This window comes from Alcanivorax sp. HI0083, assembly GCF_001635175.1.
On record NZ_LWFX01000912.1, the window covers coordinates 1 to 17,991 of the forward strand.

Below are 17,991 nucleotides of genomic sequence, written 5' to 3' on the forward strand. Positions count from 1 at the left end.
AGCCGGTTGCGCAGATGATGGCGGCCATGCCCCGTGCTGGAGGCAAGAAAGACGGGGGGAGCGACGGCATCAAAAATGGCAGCAACATGATGGGCATCATGGGCGTAGAAGCCATGTGCTGGGGAGATGTGGGGCTGATGCTGTCGATCCCTGGCGCCAGCGGGCTTGGCAATGCTGCGATCATGGCGGTGGGCACCCCGGAGCAGAAGGAAAAATACGGCAAACTGTACTGCGCCATGGCGATTACCGAGCCGGGCGCGGGCTCCGATTCCGCTGCGGTTGCGACCACTGCGGTGGCCGATGGGGATGAATGGGTGCTTAACGGCGAGAAAATCTACTGCACCGCCGGTCAGCGCTGCGATGCCATTGTCGTTTGGGCCACGCTGGACAAAACCCTGGGCAAGGCGGCGATCAAGTCTTTTATCGTGCCCCGTGATAATCCTGGCGTGCAGCTGGTGCGTGTGGAAGACAAGATGGGCCTGCGGGTGTCGGATACCGCCGCGTTGGCGTTCAATAATTGCCGGATTCCCAAGGATCATATTCTCGGTTCCGCCGAGGTGGGAGATACCGAGGAGGCGCGTAAAAAAGCCTTTGGCGGAGTGATGCAGACGTTCGACAACACTCGCCCCCAAGTGGCTGCCATGGCCTTGGGCGTGGCGCGTGCGGCGCTGGAAATAACCCGTGAAGTGTTTGAAAAAGAAGGGCTTGAGGCGGATTTCTCGAAACTACCTTATAACTCGACAGCCCGCGAACTGGAGCTCTACCGGCTGGAAGCGGACCTGGAAGCGGCCCGCCTGATGACGCTGAAGGCCGCCTGGATGGCCGACAATGGCCAGCCCAATTCCCGTGAAGCTTCCATGTGTAAAGCCAAGGCGGGGCGCATGGGGAACGATGTGACCCTAAAGTGTGTGGCGTTGTGTGGTGAGCTGGGCTATTCAGAGCGCACCCTGTTGGAAAAACTGGCCCGCGATTCAAAGATCATCGATATCTTTGAAGGCACACAGCAGATCCAGCAGCTGATCGTGGCAAGGCACCTGCTTGGGCTGTCGTCCAAAGAGCTGAAATAGGAAAAATAGCTACGAGCTACGAGCTACAAGCGAAAAAAGAAGAGCGCGGCCTGGCCGCGCTTTTTGTTTTTGGGTTGGGGCATTAAGCTTGGCCATTGTCATGGTTCGAGGGAAATTCTATGTCTGAGTCGCTGGCTGGCAGGGTCGTCTGGATTACCGGGGCATCCTCCGGGATTGGTGAAGCGCTGGCGAAGGAATATGCCCGCCGTGGCGCCAGGCTGGTGCTGTCCGCTCGCCGGCAAGAAGAGCTGGAGCGAGTGTGTGGCGGGCTGGTGAACAGCGAAGAGCACGTAGTGCTGCCGCTGGACCTTGGCCAGAGTGAGGCCATGGCGCCAGCCGTGGAGCGGGTCAGGCAGGCCTGCGGGCGACTGGATCAAGTGGTGCACAATGGCGGGATTTCCCAGCGCTCACTGGTGGCCGACACGGATCTGTCCGTGGATCGCCAGATCATGGAGGTGAATTTCTTCGGCACCGTGGCGCTGACCAAGGCCGTGCTTCCCTGGCTGAAAGAGCAAGGGGGTGGACGTTTTGTGGTGATTACCTCCCTGGTGGGGGAGCTGCCAACGCCGCTGCGTAGCGCCTACAGCGCCAGCAAGCACGCCTTGCATGGCTTCTTCGAGTCCCTGCGGGCGGAAGAGTATGATCAGGGCATCCGCGTGACGCTGGTGATGCCCGGCTTTATTCGCACCCAGGTGTCGATCAATGCGCTCACCGCGGATGGCTCTCGCCAGGGCACCATGGATGCTGCCCAGCAGACCGCCATGGCCCCGGAAGAATGCGCCAAACGGCTGGTAGAGGCCGTGCAGCGGGGCCGTGATCAGGTTATCATCGCCGGCCGCGAAGGGGCGGGCATCTACCTGAAACGCTGGGCTCCCTCGCTGTACCGTAGACTGATCCGCAAAATGAAGGTCACCTGATGTCACAGGACAACACCGATACCAAGAAACGTACCCGTCTTAACAAGCTGCAGAAGAAACTGCGGCGGGAAACGGGCCGCGCCATTGCTGATTTCAACATGATCAGTGAGGGTGACAAGGTGATGGTGTGTCTGTCCGGCGGCAAGGATTCCTACACCATGCTGGAGATTCTGCGCAATCTTCAGCACTCCGCGCCGGTGAATTTCGAGCTGGTAGCGGTGAATCTGGACCAGAAACAACCCGGGTTCCCGGAGCACATCCTGCCCGAGTACCTGGAAAAGGAAGGCGTGGCGTACCACATTCTGGAAAAGGACACCTATTCCATCGTCAAGGAGAAGGTGCCGGAGGGCAAGACCACCTGCGGCCTGTGTTCACGCCTGCGCCGGGGCAGCCTGTACGGGTTTGCCGAGGAAATCGGTGCCAACAAGATTGCCCTTGGCCACCACCGGGATGACATCGTCGAAACCCTGTTCCTGAACATGTTCTACGGCGGCAAGATGAAGGCCATGCCCCCCAAGCTGCGCAGCGATGACAACCGCAATGTGGTGATTCGCCCGCTGGCTTATTGCCGTGAAAAGGACATCATCGAGTTTTCCGCCCTGAAAGAGTACCCGATTATTCCCTGCAACCTCTGCGGTTCCCAGAAGAACCTGCAGCGCCAGGTGATCAAGGACATGTTGCAGCAATGGGACAAGCAACAGCCGGGGCGCATTGAAAATATCTTTGCTGCGGTACAGAACATTGCTCCCTCCCAGCTGGCAGACACCCGCCTGTTCGACTTTGAAAATCTGGAGCAGGGCCAGCAGCAGGGCGGTGAGCAAGCTCACCGTCTGGATGTGGTTAACCTGTTCGCCTGATCAAAAAAACAGCAGTCTCGAGTTTGTTTACCGCTAAACATGATTCACGGCGCCGTTTCCGGTAAAATGCCGTCGCCTTATTTCGGGGCGCCCGTCTTTACGCGCCTTGAACCGTTTCCCCGGGGTTTCGCGATAATCCAGACGGCGGCGTGTTGATGCCGACCGGTTGCCGGATTTTCCCCGAACGTCCCGATTAACCAAGATTCTCTCGACCAGAAGGGTAGGAGCACCATGACCGATCGTATTCAGAAGGGTGGCCTGGAAATCGCCGCCGAACTCCATGATCTGGTAGTCAATGAGATTGCGCCGGGTACCGGCGTCGACCCGGAACACTTCTGGGCCGAGCTGGAAAGCATCCTCAATGACCTGGCCCCCAAGAACAAGGCGCTGCTGGTCAAGCGCGACGACCTGCAGAAGCAGATCGACGCCTGGCACAAGGCCCGTGCGGGGCAGGCCATCGACATGGCTGAGTACAAGCAGTTCCTGACTGATATCGGTTATCTGCTGCCCGAAGGCGAAGACTTCAACGTCACCACTGAAAACGTGGATGCCGAAATTGCCACCATCGCCGGCCCGCAGCTGGTGGTGCCGGTGAAGAACGCGCGCTTTGCCCTGAACGCGGCCAACGCCCGCTGGGGCAGCCTGTACGATGCCCTCTACGGCACCGACGTAATCTCCGACGAAGGCGGTGCCGAAAAAGGCGGCGCCTACAACCCGAAGCGCGGCGCCAAGGTGATTGCCTGGGCCCGTGACTTCCTGGACAACTATTTCCCGCTGGCCAGCGGCTCCCATAAGGACAGCACTGGTTACGCCATCGAAGACGGCAAGCTGGTTGTGTCCCTGGGTTCAGAAAAAACCGGCCTGAAAGACGAATCCCAGCTGCAGGGTTACCTGGGCGATGCCGCCGCACCCACTGGTGTGCTGGTGAAGCACAACAACCTGCACGCGGAAATCCAGTTCGACGCCAGCCACCCGATCGGGGCTGACGATGCGGCCAACATGAAAGACGTGCTGCTGGAATCCGCCATCACCACCATCCAGGATTGCGAAGATTCCGTTGCCGCCGTTGACGCGGAAGACAAGGTCGAGGTGTACCGCAACTGGGCCGGTTTGATGAAAGGCGACCTGGAAGAAAGCTTCCAGAAAGGCGGCAAGACCATGACCCGCTCCATGAACGCGGACCGTGAATACACCGCGCTGGACGGCTCTTCCCTGACTTTGCATGGTCGTTCACTGCTGTTGGTCCGTAACGTGGGTCACCTGATGACCAACCCGGCGATCCTGCATAACGGGGAAGAAACCCCGGAAGGGATCATGGATGGCATGGTGACCGTGCTGGCCGCCATGCATGACCTGAAGAACATCAACAAGCTGAGCAACAGCCGCACCGGTTCCGTCTATATCGTGAAGCCGAAAATGCACGGCCCGGAAGAAGTGGCCTTTGCGGTTGAGCTGTTCGAGCGTGTAGAAAAAGCATTAGGTTTGGCTGCTAACACCTTGAAAATTGGCATTATGGATGAAGAGCGTCGCACCACGGTGAACCTGAAGGAGTGTATCCGTCAGGCCAAGGAGCGTGTCATCTTCATCAACACCGGTTTCCTGGATCGCACCGGTGACGAAATGCACACCTCCATGGAAGCCGGCCCCATGGCACCCAAGGGTGAAATGAAAGCCCTGCCGTGGATCGGCGCCTACGAAGACTGGAACGTGGACATTGGCCTGGAATGCGGCCTGAAAGGTCACGCCCAGATCGGTAAAGGCATGTGGGCCATGCCCGACGAAATGGCGCAGATGATGGCCAACAAGGCCGGTCACCCGAAAGCCGGTGCCAACTGTGCCTGGGTACCGTCACCCACTGCAGCCACGCTGCACGTGACCCATTACCATGAAATCAACGTGGCAGAGGTTCAGGAAAAGCTGGCCAGCCGCACCCGTGCGTCCCTGGACGACATCCTCACCATCCCGTTGCTGACCCGCGAACTGACCGCCGAAGAAATCCAGCAGGAGCTGGATAACAACGCCCAGGGTATGCTGGGTTACGTGGTGCGCTGGATTGATAGTGGCGTGGGTTGCTCCAAGGTGCCGGACATCAAGGATGTGGGGCTGATGGAAGACCGCGCGACCCTGCGGATCTCCAGCCAGCACGTGGCCAACTGGCTGCACCACGGCATCTGCAGCAAAGAGCAGGTACTGGAAACCATGAAGCGCATGGCGGAAGTGGTGGATCGTCAGAACGCCAACGACCCGGACTACGTGCCCATGGCCAAGGACTTCGACGGCTCCGTTGCCTTCCAGGCGGCCTGTGAGCTGGTATTCGAAGGCTGTGCACAGCCAAGCGGCTACACCGAGCCGGTTCTGCACCGTCGTCGCCGTGAGTTGAAAGCCAAGTAAGGCTTTCGAGCACACAGAAAAAGCCCCGCTAGTCGGGGCTTTTTTGGTTGTAGGGCGGCGACTCCTAATCCCCCCCGGGCTTTCTGCGAAGCCGCTGTGGTGGCGCGATAGCCAGAGTGTCGAGGTGCGAGAAACGAGTTTCGAAAGGCAAACCCCAAACCATGGGGAAGCCCGACGATTTTCGCTGCTCGTCACTCGTCACTCGTCACTCGTCACTCGTTACTCGTTACTTGCAATCAGGTTTATCGCGCCGCCTGCGGCGCTTCTGCGTCACCGCGTGTTGCGTGGTGCTACTCCTTCTCCACCATCACCTCCAGCGGCAAAGTCATGCTTTGTTGCTGGTTTTGATAGCTTCCAATGCTCTGACGGCTTCCACTCTGTGTCACGGTGATGCTGCCCATGGGCTGCCAGCGGCCCGGCGTGACCCGCAAGGTGGTGGCGCTGTGCTGGGTGCGGGCGCTGTTGTGGCTGGCCGGTTGATCAAAGCGCTGGCTGATCTGCAGTACCACGCTGCCGTCCGGGGTTAGCTGTGGCGTTACCTGAATCCCCTGATCCAGCTGTGCGAAGGTGGTGCCGTAATAGCCACCACTGAGCGCGACCAGGGTGCCCTGGCTTACATTGGCGGGGTAACCGCTGAGGGTGCGAATCTGGTAGTGATCCTGGCGCTGTTGTTGCTGGTTCTGCTGGCCGATGCGCACCTCGCCCTGAATCACCGGTGCCCGGCCGGATTCGATTCGGCCCCGGACATTGGTATCGATGCCGCTTTGTCGGCTGCTGCTGCCTTGTTGGCGTCGCAGGTGCACGATCAGGGTTGAGGGGGTGGCTTCCAGGCCGCCGAGGACGCTTTGCAGCTCCTGCATGCTGGCGTCGGTGGTACGCACAATCAGCTTGCCGCGATAGGCGCGAACGGAGCCGCCAGCCGGCAATAATGGCTCAATGACAGGCACCAGGGCGGGAGCGTCCGGACGCTCCAGCACATGGATGCTCATATCGTCAGCCGCAGACAGGCCGGGAAGGGCAAGCATGATGACAAGCAGTGTCAGGCACAGGCGCATGGGGTCCTCGCAGAGGTCGGTGGTTGCAGGGTTCCGACTCTCTCTACAGTAGCGCTGCCCGCAGCGGCTCGCCAGTAGGGCGGTGGCGCCAAATTTTGCCAGGGGCTGGCGCTGGCGCCCACCATGCCTACAATGTGCGTCCCGTCAGTCGCTTCGCCAGTCAGGAATGCCATGTTTGCCAATAGCCGTGCGGTCAGCTCGAACCAGTCGGGTGTCCATGTTGATCTGGAAAAGGTGGTGCGCCGGCACCTCGCTTCGGTCTGGCGGGCCCCCATAGCCGACCACGATCGTAGCGCCTTTGAGCAGGCCCGGGCTTGGCGCGATGAGCAAGGGGAAGATCGCCCGCTGATGCTGGATTCCGGCTGTGGCACGGGCCGTTCTTCTGTTCTGTTGGCTCACGCGAATCCGGATGCCCTGGTGATCGGTGTGGATCAGTCGGCCAACCGGCTGGAGCGGGGTGGGCGCCGTTGGCTGCAGCCACCGGACAATCTGCTGTTTCTGCGCGCGGATTGCACCGGGTTATGGCGCCTGATGGAGCAGGCCGAGTGGCAACTTGCCCGGCATCAGATTCTATACCCGAACCCCTGGCCAAAAAGTGCCCACCTGAAACGGCGCTGGCAGGGACATCCCGTGTGGCCTTCTGTGCTGACGCTGGGCGGTGAGCTGGAATTGCGCAGCAACTGGGCGGTGTATCTTGAGGAAGTGCAGGTGGCCCTGGCAATCAGTGGGATTGATGCGGTGCTGGCGCCGTTAGCGGTAGAGGGAGAGGCCGCTACGGATTTCGAGGAAAAGTATCTGGCCAGCGGCCAGGCGATCTGGCAGTTGACCGCCAGTTTGATCGTGGATTGAAAGATTGTCGGATTACGCCCTTCGGGCTAATTCGACCTACTTGAAAGGTCAATTTTTGTAGATCGTGTTTACCTAGGGGCACAGAGAGTCCGAAGGGCGTAATCCGACACCCAAGCGGTTCACTCATCGCAAAGCGACCGATTTTGTGCCCGGCTTCAAAGCCTCAGCCAAGTAGGTCGTATTAGGCGTAGCCGTAATCCGACATTCAAAGCCTAAGCTCACGCAGCTCCGGTGATCCGCCGGCCCGTTCCCAATGCTCCTGAAACTGTTTGCCCAGCCGCGGCGCACGCGGTAGTCGGTGTCCACACAGATCCAGTCGTCCGGGGCGCGGCCAGCCGCTGGCTTCAAACAGGCCAGTGCCATCGGCAATGGCGAAGCACAGCTGGGCATCGCTGTCATCTTGCTGGGTCTGGCGGAGGATGATCCGTGAGGGCAGGCGGCGAGACAGATGAATTAGCCGGTGGCCGGTGCGCACGGCATTGTCCGCACTATCAAACAGAATGCGGATATCGACCCGGGCACTGCTCAGGGCAAGGCGCTTGATGGCGCTGCACACCTCGGCGTTGTCGGTGAGCGCATCCAGCGTGGGAACCCGCAGCCAGAGGCTGCGGCGGCTGGCGCCGATCAGCGTGGCCAGCGCGAGGCCGGCGTGATGACGTTCCGGGTGGTGCAGGGTGTCGTCGTCGCCAATGACCAGCTGCATGGGCTAGATCAGCGGCTTGAACATCTGCCGGTGGGGGATATTGGCATCCATGAAAATGCCGCCGGACACGGAGAAACCTGCGGCTTCGTAGAAGCTGGTGGCGTGGGTCTGGGCGTGCAGGAAGATCTCTTCCATGCCATTGGCTCGGGCGGTTTCTTCAGCGGCGACCAGCAGCGAGCTGCCGACACCATTGTTGCGCTGTTCGGAAAGCACACACAGGCGGCTGATCTGGCCGGTGGGCAGCAGGCGAATACAACCCACGGGCTGCTGTTCGGCGTCCAGCGCGAGAAAGTGAATGGCGGCGCTGTCTTCACCATCCCATTCCAGCTCTTCGGGAACATGCTGTTCGTTGATGAAGACCTTCTGGCGGAGGGCTCGCAGGGCGGCTTCGTGTTCGTCCCAACGGGTTTCGATAATGCTGATAGCCATAGGGGTCTCGTTATAGTGGGGCGAAGTAGCCCTGTTCAATCCATTCATGGAGCAATTCTCTTGCGGTGGGCGTCATGACGGCGTCCAGCTCGCTTTCTTGGTAGCGTCTTTTGCTGGCCAATAGCTGCACCAGCGGGCGTTGTTGTTCTGTTAGCGTGTGGCTGTCTCCGTTGAGCCAGGCCAGTTTGCCCTGCATGAGCAGGCGCACACTGCCGTGGCGAACCAGGGCCACTTTGTCATCGCGTTCGCGAATATGGTGATCATCTACCGCAAATTCAAGGCCATCCAGCCGGGGGGTGGATAGCCAGCGATAAACTGCGCGTTCGATGGCGTCAGGCTGGAGCAGGTCCAGGGCGCCGCGAATCAGTTGTTGACGGTCTGCATCGGCCAGTACGGCGGGGTCAGACGTGACATCCCGGCCCGGATCGGTGAACAGCTGGCTGTCGGATTCGGCCAGGCATTCGCCGGCGATTTCGGCCATCAGCATCTGGTAGTCCGGGGCGCGAAAGCCCACCGACCAGGTAATGCAGTCGCTGTCTTCGGCAACGCCGTGGTGGGCTACGCCGGGGGGCAGGTAGAGCACGTCGCCGGGGCCGGCGACGAACTCTTCGCGCGCGGGCATGTCGGCCAGCAGTTTCAGCTCATCGGTGGGCTGGCGGGGCGTGCTCTCGTCACAGACGTCGCCGATCTGCCAGCGACGGCGGCCGGCGGCCTGAATCAGGAAGACGTCATAACGGTCGAAGTGTGGGCCGACACTGCCCCCTTTGGCGGCATAGCTGATCATGATGTCTTCCACCCGCCAGTTGGGCAGGAAGGCAAAGTCGTCCAGCAGCAGCGAGGTTTCAGTGAGGAAGTGATCCACAGATTGGACCAGTAACGTCCAGTTTTCCTCGCCCAGGGTTTCGAAGACATCGTCAGCGAGGGGGCTTTGCAACACTGACCAGGGGCCGTTGCCGGCGCCGGTGATGATGCGTGCCTCCACGGACTCTTCCAGTGCCAGACCGGCCAGGGTGTCGGCGTCAGGCTGGTCCAGCCCATGGGCGGCGCCGGGCATGAACAGGGGCTTTTTCTGCCAATGCTCACGCAAAAACGCTGCCGGCTTCATGGGGAGAATGAAGCGCGGCAGCGTCAAGGCAGGCAGCTGGGGCGCTGAGGGCATCAGATGCTGCGGGCTTGCTGGGCGGCATTGCCCACATAGGTGGCCGGGGTCATGGCCAGCAGGATTTCCTTGGCTTCATCGGGGATCGCCAGATCATTGATGAAGGCGGTCAGGGTGTCCTGATTGATGCCGTCCTTGCCGCGGGTCAGCGCCTTGAGTTTCTCGTAGGGCTTCTCGATTCCATACCGGCGCATCACCGTCTGGATGGGTTCGGCCAGCACCTCCCAGGCGGCATCCAGGTCTTCGTCCAGGCGGGCCGGGTTTACTTCCAGTTTGCCGATGCCTTTCAGGCTGGCTTCAAAGGCAATCAGGCTGTGCGCCAGGCCCACGCCCACGTTACGCAGCACGGTGGAGTCGGTCAGGTCGCGCTGCCAGCGGGACATGGGCAGCTTGGCGGCCAGGTGATCCATGATGGCGTTGGCCAGACCCAGGTTGCCTTCGGAGTTCTCGAAGTCGATGGGGTTGACCTTGTGCGGCATGGTGGAGGAGCCCACTTCGCCTTCCACGGTGCGCTGCTTGAAGTAACCCAGGGAGATGTAGCCCCAGACGTCACGATCGAAGTCCAGCAGGATGGTGTTGAAGCGCATCAGGGCGTGGAAGTACTCGGCAATGCAGTCGTGGGGTTCGATCTGGGTGGTGAAAGGGTTGAAGGTAAGCCCCAGGCCTTCCACAAAGCGGCGTGCAAAGGCTTCCCAGTCCACGTCCGGGTAAGCGGACAGGTGGGCGTTGTAGTTGCCCACTGCACCGTTGATCTTGCCGAGCAGTTCCACCGCGGCGAACTGGTCACGCTGGCGTTGCAGGCGAGCGACCACGTTGGCCATTTCCTTGCCCACGGTGGTGGGGGAGGCGGACTGGCCATGGGTGCGCGACAGCATGGGCTGGTCGGCCTGGGCGTGGGCCTGCTTGCGGATGGCGCTGATTACCTGGTCCATTTTGGGCAGCAGCAGTTCACGGGCTTCCTTGAGCATCAGCGAGTAGGACAGGTTGTTGATGTCTTCGCTGGTGCAGGCGAAGTGTACGAACTCGCTCATGCTGGCCAGTTCGTCGTGTTCCGCCATCTGTTCCTTGATGAAATATTCCACGGCTTTGACGTCGTGGTTGGTGGTGGCTTCGATGGCCTTGATGCGCTCGGCATGCTGGACCTCGAAATCACGGGTGACGCCGCGCAGGTGCCAGGCAGCCTGGCCACTCATCAAGGGGACTTCCGGGATGTTCTTGTCATGGGCCAGCTGTTCCAGCCAGCTGACTTCCACATGGACGCGGAAGCGAATCAGGCCGTATTCACTGGTGGTGTTGCGCAGTGCATCGACTTTGCTGGCGTAACGACCGTCTACCGGTGAAATGGCAGTCAAAGAGGTAAGGCTGGACATGTCAGGCTCCCGAATATCGTCCAAGTAGGTACGTACACGTACATTCCAAAGGCGGCGCAATCATACAGCAAAATTCCGCAAACTGCGCCGCTGTTGATGACAGCTGAAAGTTGATCTATTTATAGCTTTAACAGTCGCTTATAAGACACTGATATCAATGGACTCAATGAGCGAAAGGAGGCGCTTTCGATGGAACAGAAGGTGCCAGCGACGCCCGCCCAGCTGGTGCCAAAGGAAGGCGGCGCGCACCCCGGCCAGAAACAGGGCGCGGATGCGTGCGGCCTTGTCGTCGTCCTGCAGATGGGCTGGGTCGCCCTTGACTTGAATGCGAAATCGAAAGGTGCCCAGGGTATCCACATAGATACCGGCAATGCGGTGGCAAAAGGCGTCATCGGAGAATTTGTCAAAGTGGGCCTGCTGGCCGCTCAGCGCCAGCAGGCGGTTGCGCAGAATGCTTACGGTGTCCTCATTCTTGCGCAGCTTGCCGGCCAGGTGGAGCAGGGCCAGGCCGTAGTTGAGCGGGCGCAAGTTGGCGCCACGGGACTCCTTGTTCAGGCTGCGGTTGAGCAGGCTGACGCCTTCGCGGAGCTGGCTGGGTTGAGCATAGATGCTGTCGAAATCGTCAGCATCCAGCGCCATGACGCCGGCAATCAACGCTTCGAAGGCTTTGGGGTCACAGTCTCCACGCTGGGCCACATCGTCGGCCAGCTGGGCCGCTTCAAACACGGCGGCCAGGGCCAGCAGTTGCTGTTGTTCCGGCGAGAAACGTTCGCTCATGCGGTTTCCTCAATGACGGCGCCGCCCAGGCAGACCGGGCCATCGTAGAACACCACGGACTGTCCGGGTGTGACGGCGCGTTGTGGTTGATCAAATATGACATGCACCCGGCCGTCGCCGGCATCGCTGACGGTGCAGGCCTGGTCGGGTTGGCGGTAACGGGTCTTGGCAGTGAGCCGGGCCGGCAAGGTTGGGGCTTCCAGGGCGACCCACTGCATGGGCGCGCTGGTCAGTTCCCGGCTGTAGAGCAGCGGGTGGTCCGTGCCTTGTACGGCGATCAGCACATTGCGATCCAGATCCTTGCCGGCCACGTACCAGGGGGCCTCGCTGGCACTGGCCAGGCCGCCAATGCCCAGCCCCTGGCGTTGGCCCAGGGTGTAGTACATAAGCCCGTCATGTTTGCCGATGACGTTGCCGTGGTCATCCTCAATGGTGCCGGGCTGCGCAGGCAGGTACTGCTCCAGGAAATCCTTGAAGCGGCGCTCACCGATAAAGCAGATGCCGGTGGAGTCTTTCTTCTTGTGGTTGTCGAAGCCTTTTTCTTCGGCAATGCGGCGAACTTCCGGTTTTTCCAGATCACCCAGCGGGAACAGGGTGCGGTCGAATTTCTGGTAGTCCACCGCATGCAGGAAATAGGTCTGGTCCTTGTTGGTGTCCACCGCGCGCAGTAGCTGCGCTTTGTCGCCATGGCTGACCTGGGAGTAATGCCCGGTGGCGATGTAATCCGCGCCCAGGGTGATGGCGTGATCGAGGAATGCCTGGAACTTGATTTCCTTGTTACAGAGGATGTCCGGGTTGGGGGTGCGCCCGGCCTTGTATTCGGCGAGAAAGTGGGCGAATACGCGATCCCAGTACTGCTCGGCAAAATTGGCAGTGTGCAGCTCGATGCCCAGTACGCCGGCCACCTGCATGGCGTCGAGCAGGTCTTCCCGGGCGGTGCAGTAGTCGGTGCCGTCGTCCTCGTTCCAGTTCTTCATGAACAGGCCTTCGACCTGATAACCGGCATCAATCAGGCGGGCCGCAGCCACGGAGGAGTCCACACCGCCGGACATGCCGACGATCACACGAGTGTCTTTGGGGGCCTTACGCATGGCAAATCATCCTCTCTGCAGAGGCCAGGGGTGCTGATAAATGCTGTCCAGGGGCAGTCGTCGCCCGGACAGGTAATCATCCAGGCATTTTTCCACCAGGGCGCTGCGGTGCTGGTGCCGACGGGCGCGAAATTCGTCCGGGGTCAGCCATTCGGCTTCGAGAATGCCGGTATCGAGCTTCTGTTTCGGGTCGTGGCTGACTGGCCGGGCCACGAAGCAGGTGCGGTAATAGACACCGGCACCCTTGTGGGGCTGGAAGATATACCAGCCGAGCAGGTCGGTAATGTCTACCTGCCAGGCGCTTTCTTCGAGGGTTTCGCGGTAGGCCGCCTGCATCAGGTTTTCACCGAATTCCACATGGCCCGCAGGCTGGTTCAGCACTTCCTCGCCCTTGCTCATTTCTCGGACAAACAGGAAGCGGCCGTCTTGTTCGACTACGCAGGCCACAGTAATGTGCGGCTCAAAGCTGTTCATAGCGTATCCTACCGGACAGGAAGCACCGGTTGCCGTCATGGGCCGGGGGCGATGCTTCATTCAATTCTGGAAAGGCGGGAATGGTAGCGCAGCGGCGCCACAGACAACAGAGCGGAGACACCTCTGAGCATGACAGATCAACGATTTACCCACCTGGATGACAGTGGCCGGGCCCAGATGGTGGATGTGACCGACAAGGACAGCACTCAGCGTACCGCCACTGCGCAGGCGCGGGTGCGCATGCAGCCGGCCACGCTGGAAATGATACTGGGAGGCAAACACCCCAAGGGTGATGTGCTCGCCACCGCCCGAATTGCCGGCATTCAGGCGGCAAAGAAGACCTGGGACCTGATTCCTCTGTGTCACCCGCTGTTGCTCACTGGTGTCACTGTTACCATCGAACCGGAAGGAGCGGATGCGCTGTGCGTGCAGGCAACCTGCAAGCTCAAGGGCACCACTGGCGTGGAGATGGAGGCCTTGACCGCCGCATCGGTGGCCAGCCTGACGCTCTATGATATGTGCAAGGCGGTGGACCGGGGCATGGTGATTGAATCGGTGTGCCTGCTGGAAAAATCCGGTGGCCGCAGTGGCCAGTTCCGTCGGGAGGATTAAGGTGATCGAGATACGTTTCTTTGCTGCTCTGCGTGAGCGGGTGGGCAGTGACAGCCTGACGGTCACGCCGCCGGATGGTGTCGACACGGTGGCTGCCCTGGTCGCATGGCTGGCCGACGACAAGGCGTCGGTGGCCGGTGCGCTGGAGGCGACACCCCGCTATATGGTGGCGGTGAATGAGGTGCTCAGCCAGGAGCAGGCGGCGGTTCGGGATGGCGATGTGGTCGCCCTGTTCCCGCCGGTGACCGGCGGATGAAGATTCATGTGGCCGTCACGGACACGGCGCTGGTGCCGGCGCAGCCGTCCGGCTGGCTTCGCGACGCGGGTCTCAGCGGCGCCATGGTGCAGTTCAGTGGCCAGGTGCGCGATGAGCAGGCCAGGGTGGAGGCGCTGCATCTGGAGCATTACCCGGGGATGACGGAGGCAGTGTTGCGCACCATTGTCGATCAGGCTGGCCAGAAATGGCACCTCAATGGTGCCTGGGTGGTGCACAGAGTTGGCACCATGATGGTGGCTGATGACATCGTGCAGGTGGCCGTCAGTGCCCCGCATCGACAGGATGCGTTTGCGGCCTGCGCCTTTATCATGGATCTACTGAAAACCCGCGCGCCGTTCTGGAAGAAGGAGCTTATCGGCGGCCGCTGGGTTTGGGTCGAGGCCCGCCAGAGCGATGACGAGGCCGCCGCTGCCTGGCTGCAGGCGGCTTCGGCGCGTGAACCGTCATAGCGCGCCATTCTCCAGGGGCGAGAGCCTCAAGGTTCCAGTCGCCAATCTGCCAGCGAACCAGCCGCAGGGTGGGGTGGCCAATGGCTGCGGTCATTCGTCGCACCTGTCGGTTTCGACCTTCGTCTATGGTGAGCTTGAGCCAGCTATCCGGTACGGTTTTCCGCAAGCGGACGGGTGGATTGCGTGGCCATAACGCGGGCGGCTCAATCAGTTCGACCTTGGCCGGGCGCGTGGGGCCATCCTTCAGGGTGATGCCTTGGCGTAATTTTTGCAGTTCCTGCCCCCCGGGCCTGCCTTCCACCTGAACCAGATAGGTTTTGGGAAGCTTGAACCGCGGATCGCTGATGCGTGCCTGCAGGGCGCCGTCATCGGTCAGCAACAACAGGCCTTCAGAATCCCAGTCCAGTCGACCGGCCGGGTATACGCCGGGCATCGGCACGCACTCGCGCAAGGTTCGCCGGCCCTGGTCGTCGCTGAACTGGGAGAGGACCTGAAACGGTTTGTTAAGTAAGATCAATTGCGCCATGGGGTGAGTATCGATGACTGTTGTTGGTCTGCGGTTGCTACCGCTTGTCCTAACAAGGCTAAACGGTCGGTGCTATACTCGCCAGCTTATGCAGAATACAGTTTTATTCGGAGGGAGCACTCCTGTTGGGTGCCCGCTGATCTGACGGCCAAAAGCCGACTGATATCAGGCGGAAAGCTCTACCAATACAATTGGGACCTTGTAATTCTATGACCACGCCTAAAATTATTTACACCATGACTGACGAGGCGCCTGCGCTGGCGACCTATTCCTTTTTACCCATCATTGAAAAATTCACTTCGATCGCTGGCATTGAAGTTGAGAGCAGTGATATTTCCCTCGCTACACGCATTCTTGCCAGCTTTCCTGAATATCTGACCGACCAGCAGAAGGTGAATGACACCCTGGCCGAACTGGGTGATCTGACCCAGGATCCGGAAGCGAACATCATCAAGCTTCCCAATATCAGTGCTTCCATCCACCAGCTCAGAGCGGCCATCGCCGAACTTAACGAGCATGGCTACCCGGTGCCGGAATACCCGGATGAGCCGCAAAGCGAGGAAGAGGAAGACATTCTGGCCCGGTACACCAAAATTCTCGGCTCTGCGGTGAACCCGGTGCTCCGCGAAGGCAACTCCGACCGCCGCGCCCCCATTGCGGTTAAAAACTATGCCCGCAAGAACCCCCATAGCATGGGCTACTGGAGCCCGGCTTCGCGCACCCACGTGGCACACATGCGTGGCGGCGACTTCTTTTCCCATGAGACCTCCTCGACGATAGAAAAGGCCTGCAAGGTGCGCATCGAGTTCGAGGACGAAAACGGCACTGTGACGGTCAAAAAACCGGAACTTCCGCTTCTTGATGGCGAAGTCATTGATGCCATGTACATGAGCAAGAATGCGCTCAGTGAGTTCTTTGACAAACAAATCGAAGATGCCAAGAACACAGGCATGCTGTTCTCACTGCACGTTAAAGCCACCATGATGAAGGTCTCTCACCCCATCGTGTTCGGGCATGCGGTACGGCGCTTCTACAAGGAGCTGTTCGACAAGCATGGCGATGTGCTGGAAGAGATTGGTGCCAACCCGAATAACGGCTTGAGTCACATTTACCAGAAAATCGAAGAATTGCCGATTTCCCAGCGCCTGGAGATCGAAACCACGATCCGCGCCTGTTACCTGCATCGCCCGGAACTGGCCATGGTTGATTCCGACCGCGGCATTTCCAACCTGCACGTCCCTTCCGACGTTATTGTCGATGCCTCCATGCCGGCCATGATTCGCCAGGGTGGCAAGATGTATGGTGCCGACGGCAAGCTGAAAGATACCAAGGCGGTGATTCCGGAAAGCACCTACGCCACCATCTACCAGGAAGTCATCAACTTCTGCAAAACCCATGGGGCCTTTGATCCCGTTAACTGTGGCTCGGTACCGAATGTGGGCTTGATGGCGCAGAAGGCAGAGGAGTATGGCTCCCACGACAAGACCTTTGAAGCCAGTGAAAAGGGCACCATGCGCATTGTGCGTGAGGACGGTGAGGTGTTGCTGACTCACGATGTGGAGAAAGGCGATATCTGGCGCATGTGCCAGGCCAAGGACCTGCCCATTCGTGACTGGGTGAAACTGGCCGTGGTTCGTGCCCGGCAAAGCAACACTCCGGCTATCTTCTGGCTGGACAAGGAGCGGGCCCACGATCAACAAATGATCCGGAAGGTTCGCAAATATCTCAAGGAACACGATACCGAAGGCCTTGATATCCGCATCATGTCTCCGGTTCAGGCGATCCGATACACCATGGAGCGCATGATCCGCGGCAAAGACACTATCTCCGTCACGGGGAACGTGCTGCGTGATTACCTGACCGACCTGTTCCCCATTCTGGAACTCGGCACCAGTGCCAAGATGCTGTCCATCGTTCCCTTGATGGCTGGCGGCGGACTCTACGAAACCGGTGCTGGCGGTTCGGCCCCCAAGCATGTGCAGCAATTCCTGGAAGAGAATCACCTGCGCTGGGACTCGCTGGGCGAATTCCTGGCGCTGTCGGTTTCCATTCAGGAGCTGGGCGAGAAGTATGGCAACAACAAGGCCAAGGTGATCGCAGCCGCTCTGGACAAGGCCAATGAGCAGTATCTGGAGCAGAACAAGTCACCGTCACGGAAAGTCGGCCAGCCGGATAACCGGGTGAGCCATTTCTATGTGGCCATGTATTGGGCCCAGGCGCTGGCCGCACAGGATGAGGACGCAGAGCTGAAGGAAACCTTCACGGCTATTGCCGCTTCGCTGACGGAAAACGAAGAGACAATCGTCAACGAAATGGTGGCCGTGCAAGGCTCGCCCATTGATATCGGCGGTTACTATAATCCCGATTTCAGCAAGGCTTCGGCCGCTATGCGGCCCAGTGCAACCTTTAACGGCATACTCGAGAAGCTCTAGCCAGGCTTTGCCTGACCTGGTGAAGCGTACAGCTGTTGAGTCATGTGGCCTTGGAGGGAGTGTTTCTCCTGGTCACAAGGCACAGCAGATGTGTGCTTCAGGGCTTGCCCGGTAAGGCGTTTCAGCGACCCTTGCCGCCGATCCCCGTGGCCGGGCGTTCCCCGTTCCCCACGTCCCTTGCAGTCAATCTCTCAAGTGCCAAACCGATGCTCCACCCTGACTTTGGCTCGATGCTATACTCGCGAGTAGAGGCCGAATTCGCTTTTATTCAGAGGGAGAAGTGTAGATGGGATACCAAAAGATCACGGTTCCTGCAGACGGTGACAAAATCACGGTTAATGCGGACCTGTCCCTGAATGTCCCCAATCATCCGATTATTCCTTATATCGAAGGGGATGGCATTGGTGTCGACATTTCACCAGTGATGATCAAGGTGGTTAACGCCGCCATCGAGAAAGCCTACGGCACCAAGCGTGGTATTACCTGGATGGAAGTTTACGCCGGGGAAAAGGCTACCGTCGTGTACGGGCCGGATGTCTGGCTCCCGGAGGAAACC

Annotated in this window: 18 protein-coding genes and 1 pseudogene; 10 read left to right on the forward strand and 9 right to left on the reverse strand. The window is 59.8% G+C overall.

Features of this window, described 5'->3' with window-relative positions:
* The 4 genes from A3754_RS09335 to A3754_RS09350 form a co-directional block, all read left to right on the forward strand.
* Positions 1 to 1,067 (forward strand): acyl-CoA dehydrogenase family protein (locus A3754_RS09335; RefSeq protein ID WP_197468596.1); only part of this gene is annotated, 1,067 nt, incomplete at its 5' end.
* Between the two features lie 119 nt (positions 1,068 to 1,186).
* Positions 1,187 to 1,984 carry an SDR family oxidoreductase gene (locus tag A3754_RS09340; RefSeq protein ID WP_063519446.1) on the forward strand — a complete coding sequence of 266 codons (798 nt, stop codon included), beginning with the start codon at positions 1,187 to 1,189 and terminating at the stop codon, positions 1,982 to 1,984.
* Complete coding sequence (gene ttcA / locus A3754_RS09345; protein WP_063519447.1) at positions 1,984 to 2,841, forward strand: tRNA 2-thiocytidine(32) synthetase TtcA; 858 nt, start codon at positions 1,984 to 1,986, stop codon at positions 2,839 to 2,841. Before A3754_RS09340 ends, ttcA begins: the two co-directional genes overlap by 1 nt.
* Before the next feature lie 231 nt (positions 2,842 to 3,072).
* Complete coding sequence (locus A3754_RS09350) at positions 3,073 to 5,232, forward strand: malate synthase G (RefSeq protein WP_063519448.1); 2,160 nt, start codon at positions 3,073 to 3,075, stop codon at positions 5,230 to 5,232.
* A gap of 290 nt (positions 5,233 to 5,522) precedes the next feature.
* On the opposite strand, the gene A3754_RS09355 is transcribed toward A3754_RS09350, so the two are convergent.
* Positions 5,523 to 6,287: a hypothetical protein gene (locus A3754_RS09355; RefSeq protein ID WP_063519449.1), complete on the reverse strand. Its 765-nt coding sequence runs from the start codon at positions 6,285 to 6,287 to the stop codon at positions 5,523 to 5,525.
* A gap of 171 nt (positions 6,288 to 6,458) precedes the next feature.
* Here A3754_RS09355 and A3754_RS09360 point away from each other — a divergent pair, with 171 nt between their 5' ends.
* Positions 6,459 to 7,136: a tRNA (guanosine(46)-N(7))-methyltransferase TrmB gene (locus A3754_RS09360; RefSeq protein WP_063519450.1), complete on the forward strand. Its 678-nt coding sequence runs from the start codon at positions 6,459 to 6,461 to the stop codon at positions 7,134 to 7,136.
* Between the two features lie 205 nt (positions 7,137 to 7,341).
* Here the strand turns inward: A3754_RS09360 and A3754_RS09365 are convergent, their stop codons facing one another.
* The 7 genes from A3754_RS09365 to A3754_RS09395 form a co-directional block, all read right to left on the reverse strand.
* Positions 7,342 to 7,839 (reverse strand): hypothetical protein, encoded by a 498-nt coding sequence (locus A3754_RS09365; protein WP_063519451.1) that lies wholly within the window; start codon positions 7,837 to 7,839, stop codon positions 7,342 to 7,344.
* 3 nt (positions 7,840 to 7,842) lie between these two features.
* Positions 7,843 to 8,268 (reverse strand): GNAT family N-acetyltransferase, encoded by a 426-nt coding sequence (locus A3754_RS09370; RefSeq protein ID WP_063519452.1) that lies wholly within the window; start codon positions 8,266 to 8,268, stop codon positions 7,843 to 7,845.
* A gap of 10 nt (positions 8,269 to 8,278) precedes the next feature.
* Complete coding sequence (locus tag A3754_RS09375) at positions 8,279 to 9,427, reverse strand: JmjC domain-containing protein (RefSeq protein ID WP_063519453.1); 1,149 nt, start codon at positions 9,425 to 9,427, stop codon at positions 8,279 to 8,281.
* Positions 9,427 to 10,797 carry an adenylosuccinate lyase gene (gene purB / locus A3754_RS09380; protein ID WP_063519454.1) on the reverse strand — a complete coding sequence of 457 codons (1,371 nt, stop codon included), beginning with the start codon at positions 10,795 to 10,797 and terminating at the stop codon, positions 9,427 to 9,429. Before purB ends, A3754_RS09375 begins: the two co-directional genes overlap by 1 nt.
* A 138-nt stretch (positions 10,798 to 10,935) precedes the next feature.
* A complete protein-coding gene (gene hflD / locus A3754_RS09385) occupies positions 10,936 to 11,574 on the reverse strand; it encodes a high frequency lysogenization protein HflD (RefSeq protein WP_063519455.1) in 639 nt (212 codons plus the stop codon).
* Positions 11,571 to 12,665 carry a tRNA 2-thiouridine(34) synthase MnmA gene (gene mnmA, locus A3754_RS09390; protein ID WP_063519456.1) on the reverse strand — a complete coding sequence of 365 codons (1,095 nt, stop codon included), beginning with the start codon at positions 12,663 to 12,665 and terminating at the stop codon, positions 11,571 to 11,573. Before mnmA ends, hflD begins: the two co-directional genes overlap by 4 nt.
* Before the next feature lie 6 nt (positions 12,666 to 12,671).
* Positions 12,672 to 13,139 carry an NUDIX hydrolase gene (locus tag A3754_RS09395; RefSeq protein ID WP_063519457.1) on the reverse strand — a complete coding sequence of 156 codons (468 nt, stop codon included), beginning with the start codon at positions 13,137 to 13,139 and terminating at the stop codon, positions 12,672 to 12,674.
* Between the two features lie 129 nt (positions 13,140 to 13,268).
* On the opposite strand from A3754_RS09395, the gene moaC reads away from it, so the two are divergent.
* From moaC to A3754_RS09410, 3 genes are read left to right on the forward strand one after another with little or no spacing between them, the layout of a single operon-like run.
* Positions 13,269 to 13,751, forward strand: coding sequence for a cyclic pyranopterin monophosphate synthase MoaC (moaC, locus tag A3754_RS09400; protein ID WP_063518667.1), 483 nt, complete (start codon positions 13,269 to 13,271; stop codon positions 13,749 to 13,751).
* A 1-nt stretch (position 13,752) separates the two neighbouring features.
* Positions 13,753 to 14,007 carry a molybdopterin converting factor subunit 1 gene (gene moaD / locus A3754_RS09405; RefSeq protein WP_063518668.1) on the forward strand — a complete coding sequence of 85 codons (255 nt, stop codon included), beginning with the start codon at positions 13,753 to 13,755 and terminating at the stop codon, positions 14,005 to 14,007.
* The gene (locus tag A3754_RS09410; RefSeq protein WP_063519458.1) at positions 14,004 to 14,477 is read left to right on the forward strand and encodes a molybdenum cofactor biosynthesis protein MoaE; all 474 of its coding nucleotides are present in this window, start codon (positions 14,004 to 14,006) and stop codon (positions 14,475 to 14,477) included. Before moaD ends, A3754_RS09410 begins: the two co-directional genes overlap by 4 nt.
* On the opposite strand, the gene A3754_RS26095 is transcribed toward A3754_RS09410, so the two are convergent.
* A complete protein-coding gene (locus tag A3754_RS26095; protein WP_082872461.1) occupies positions 14,380 to 15,003 on the reverse strand; it encodes a pseudouridine synthase in 624 nt (207 codons plus the stop codon). The two genes, A3754_RS09410 and A3754_RS26095, sit on opposite strands and share 98 nt — an antisense overlap.
* A gap of 209 nt (positions 15,004 to 15,212) precedes the next feature.
* Here A3754_RS26095 and A3754_RS09420 point away from each other — a divergent pair, with 209 nt between their 5' ends.
* Together A3754_RS09420 and A3754_RS09425 are read left to right on the forward strand one after the other, a co-directional pair.
* Positions 15,213 to 17,435: an NADP-dependent isocitrate dehydrogenase gene (locus A3754_RS09420; RefSeq protein WP_063519460.1), complete on the forward strand. Its 2,223-nt coding sequence runs from the start codon at positions 15,213 to 15,215 to the stop codon at positions 17,433 to 17,435.
* Positions 17,436 to 17,721: 286 nt separating this feature from the next.
* Positions 17,722 to 17,991: pseudogene (locus A3754_RS09425) on the forward strand (isocitrate/isopropylmalate family dehydrogenase); the annotation flags it as partial.

Excerpts from the sequence above, each read along its gene's own strand:
- A3754_RS09340 (WP_063519446.1), top strand. The coding sequence starts at position 1,187 with ATGTCTGAGTCGCTGGCTGGCAGGGTCGTCTGGATTACCGGGGCATCC.
- ttcA (WP_063519447.1), top strand. The coding sequence starts at position 1,984 with ATGTCACAGGACAACACCGATACCAAGAAACGTACCCGTCTTAACAAG.
- A3754_RS09350 (WP_063519448.1), top strand. The coding sequence starts at position 3,073 with ATGACCGATCGTATTCAGAAGGGTGGCCTGGAAATCGCCGCCGAACTC.
- A3754_RS09355 (WP_063519449.1), bottom strand. The coding sequence starts at position 6,287 with ATGCGCCTGTGCCTGACACTGCTTGTCATCATGCTTGCCCTTCCCGGC.
- A3754_RS09360 (WP_063519450.1), top strand. The coding sequence starts at position 6,459 with ATGTTTGCCAATAGCCGTGCGGTCAGCTCGAACCAGTCGGGTGTCCAT.
- A3754_RS09365 (WP_063519451.1), bottom strand. The coding sequence starts at position 7,839 with ATGCAGCTGGTCATTGGCGACGACGACACCCTGCACCACCCGGAACGT.
- A3754_RS09370 (WP_063519452.1), bottom strand. The coding sequence starts at position 8,268 with ATGGCTATCAGCATTATCGAAACCCGTTGGGACGAACACGAAGCCGCC.
- A3754_RS09375 (WP_063519453.1), bottom strand. The coding sequence starts at position 9,427 with ATGCCCTCAGCGCCCCAGCTGCCTGCCTTGACGCTGCCGCGCTTCATT.
- purB (WP_063519454.1), bottom strand. The coding sequence starts at position 10,797 with ATGTCCAGCCTTACCTCTTTGACTGCCATTTCACCGGTAGACGGTCGT.
- hflD (WP_063519455.1), bottom strand. The coding sequence starts at position 11,574 with ATGAGCGAACGTTTCTCGCCGGAACAACAGCAACTGCTGGCCCTGGCC.
- mnmA (WP_063519456.1), bottom strand. The coding sequence starts at position 12,665 with ATGCGTAAGGCCCCCAAAGACACTCGTGTGATCGTCGGCATGTCCGGC.
- A3754_RS09395 (WP_063519457.1), bottom strand. The coding sequence starts at position 13,139 with ATGAACAGCTTTGAGCCGCACATTACTGTGGCCTGCGTAGTCGAACAA.
- moaC (WP_063518667.1), top strand. The coding sequence starts at position 13,269 with ATGACAGATCAACGATTTACCCACCTGGATGACAGTGGCCGGGCCCAG.
- A3754_RS09410 (WP_063519458.1), top strand. The coding sequence starts at position 14,004 with ATGAAGATTCATGTGGCCGTCACGGACACGGCGCTGGTGCCGGCGCAG.
- A3754_RS26095 (WP_082872461.1), bottom strand. The coding sequence starts at position 15,003 with ATGGCGCAATTGATCTTACTTAACAAACCGTTTCAGGTCCTCTCCCAG.
- A3754_RS09420 (WP_063519460.1), top strand. The coding sequence starts at position 15,213 with ATGACCACGCCTAAAATTATTTACACCATGACTGACGAGGCGCCTGCG.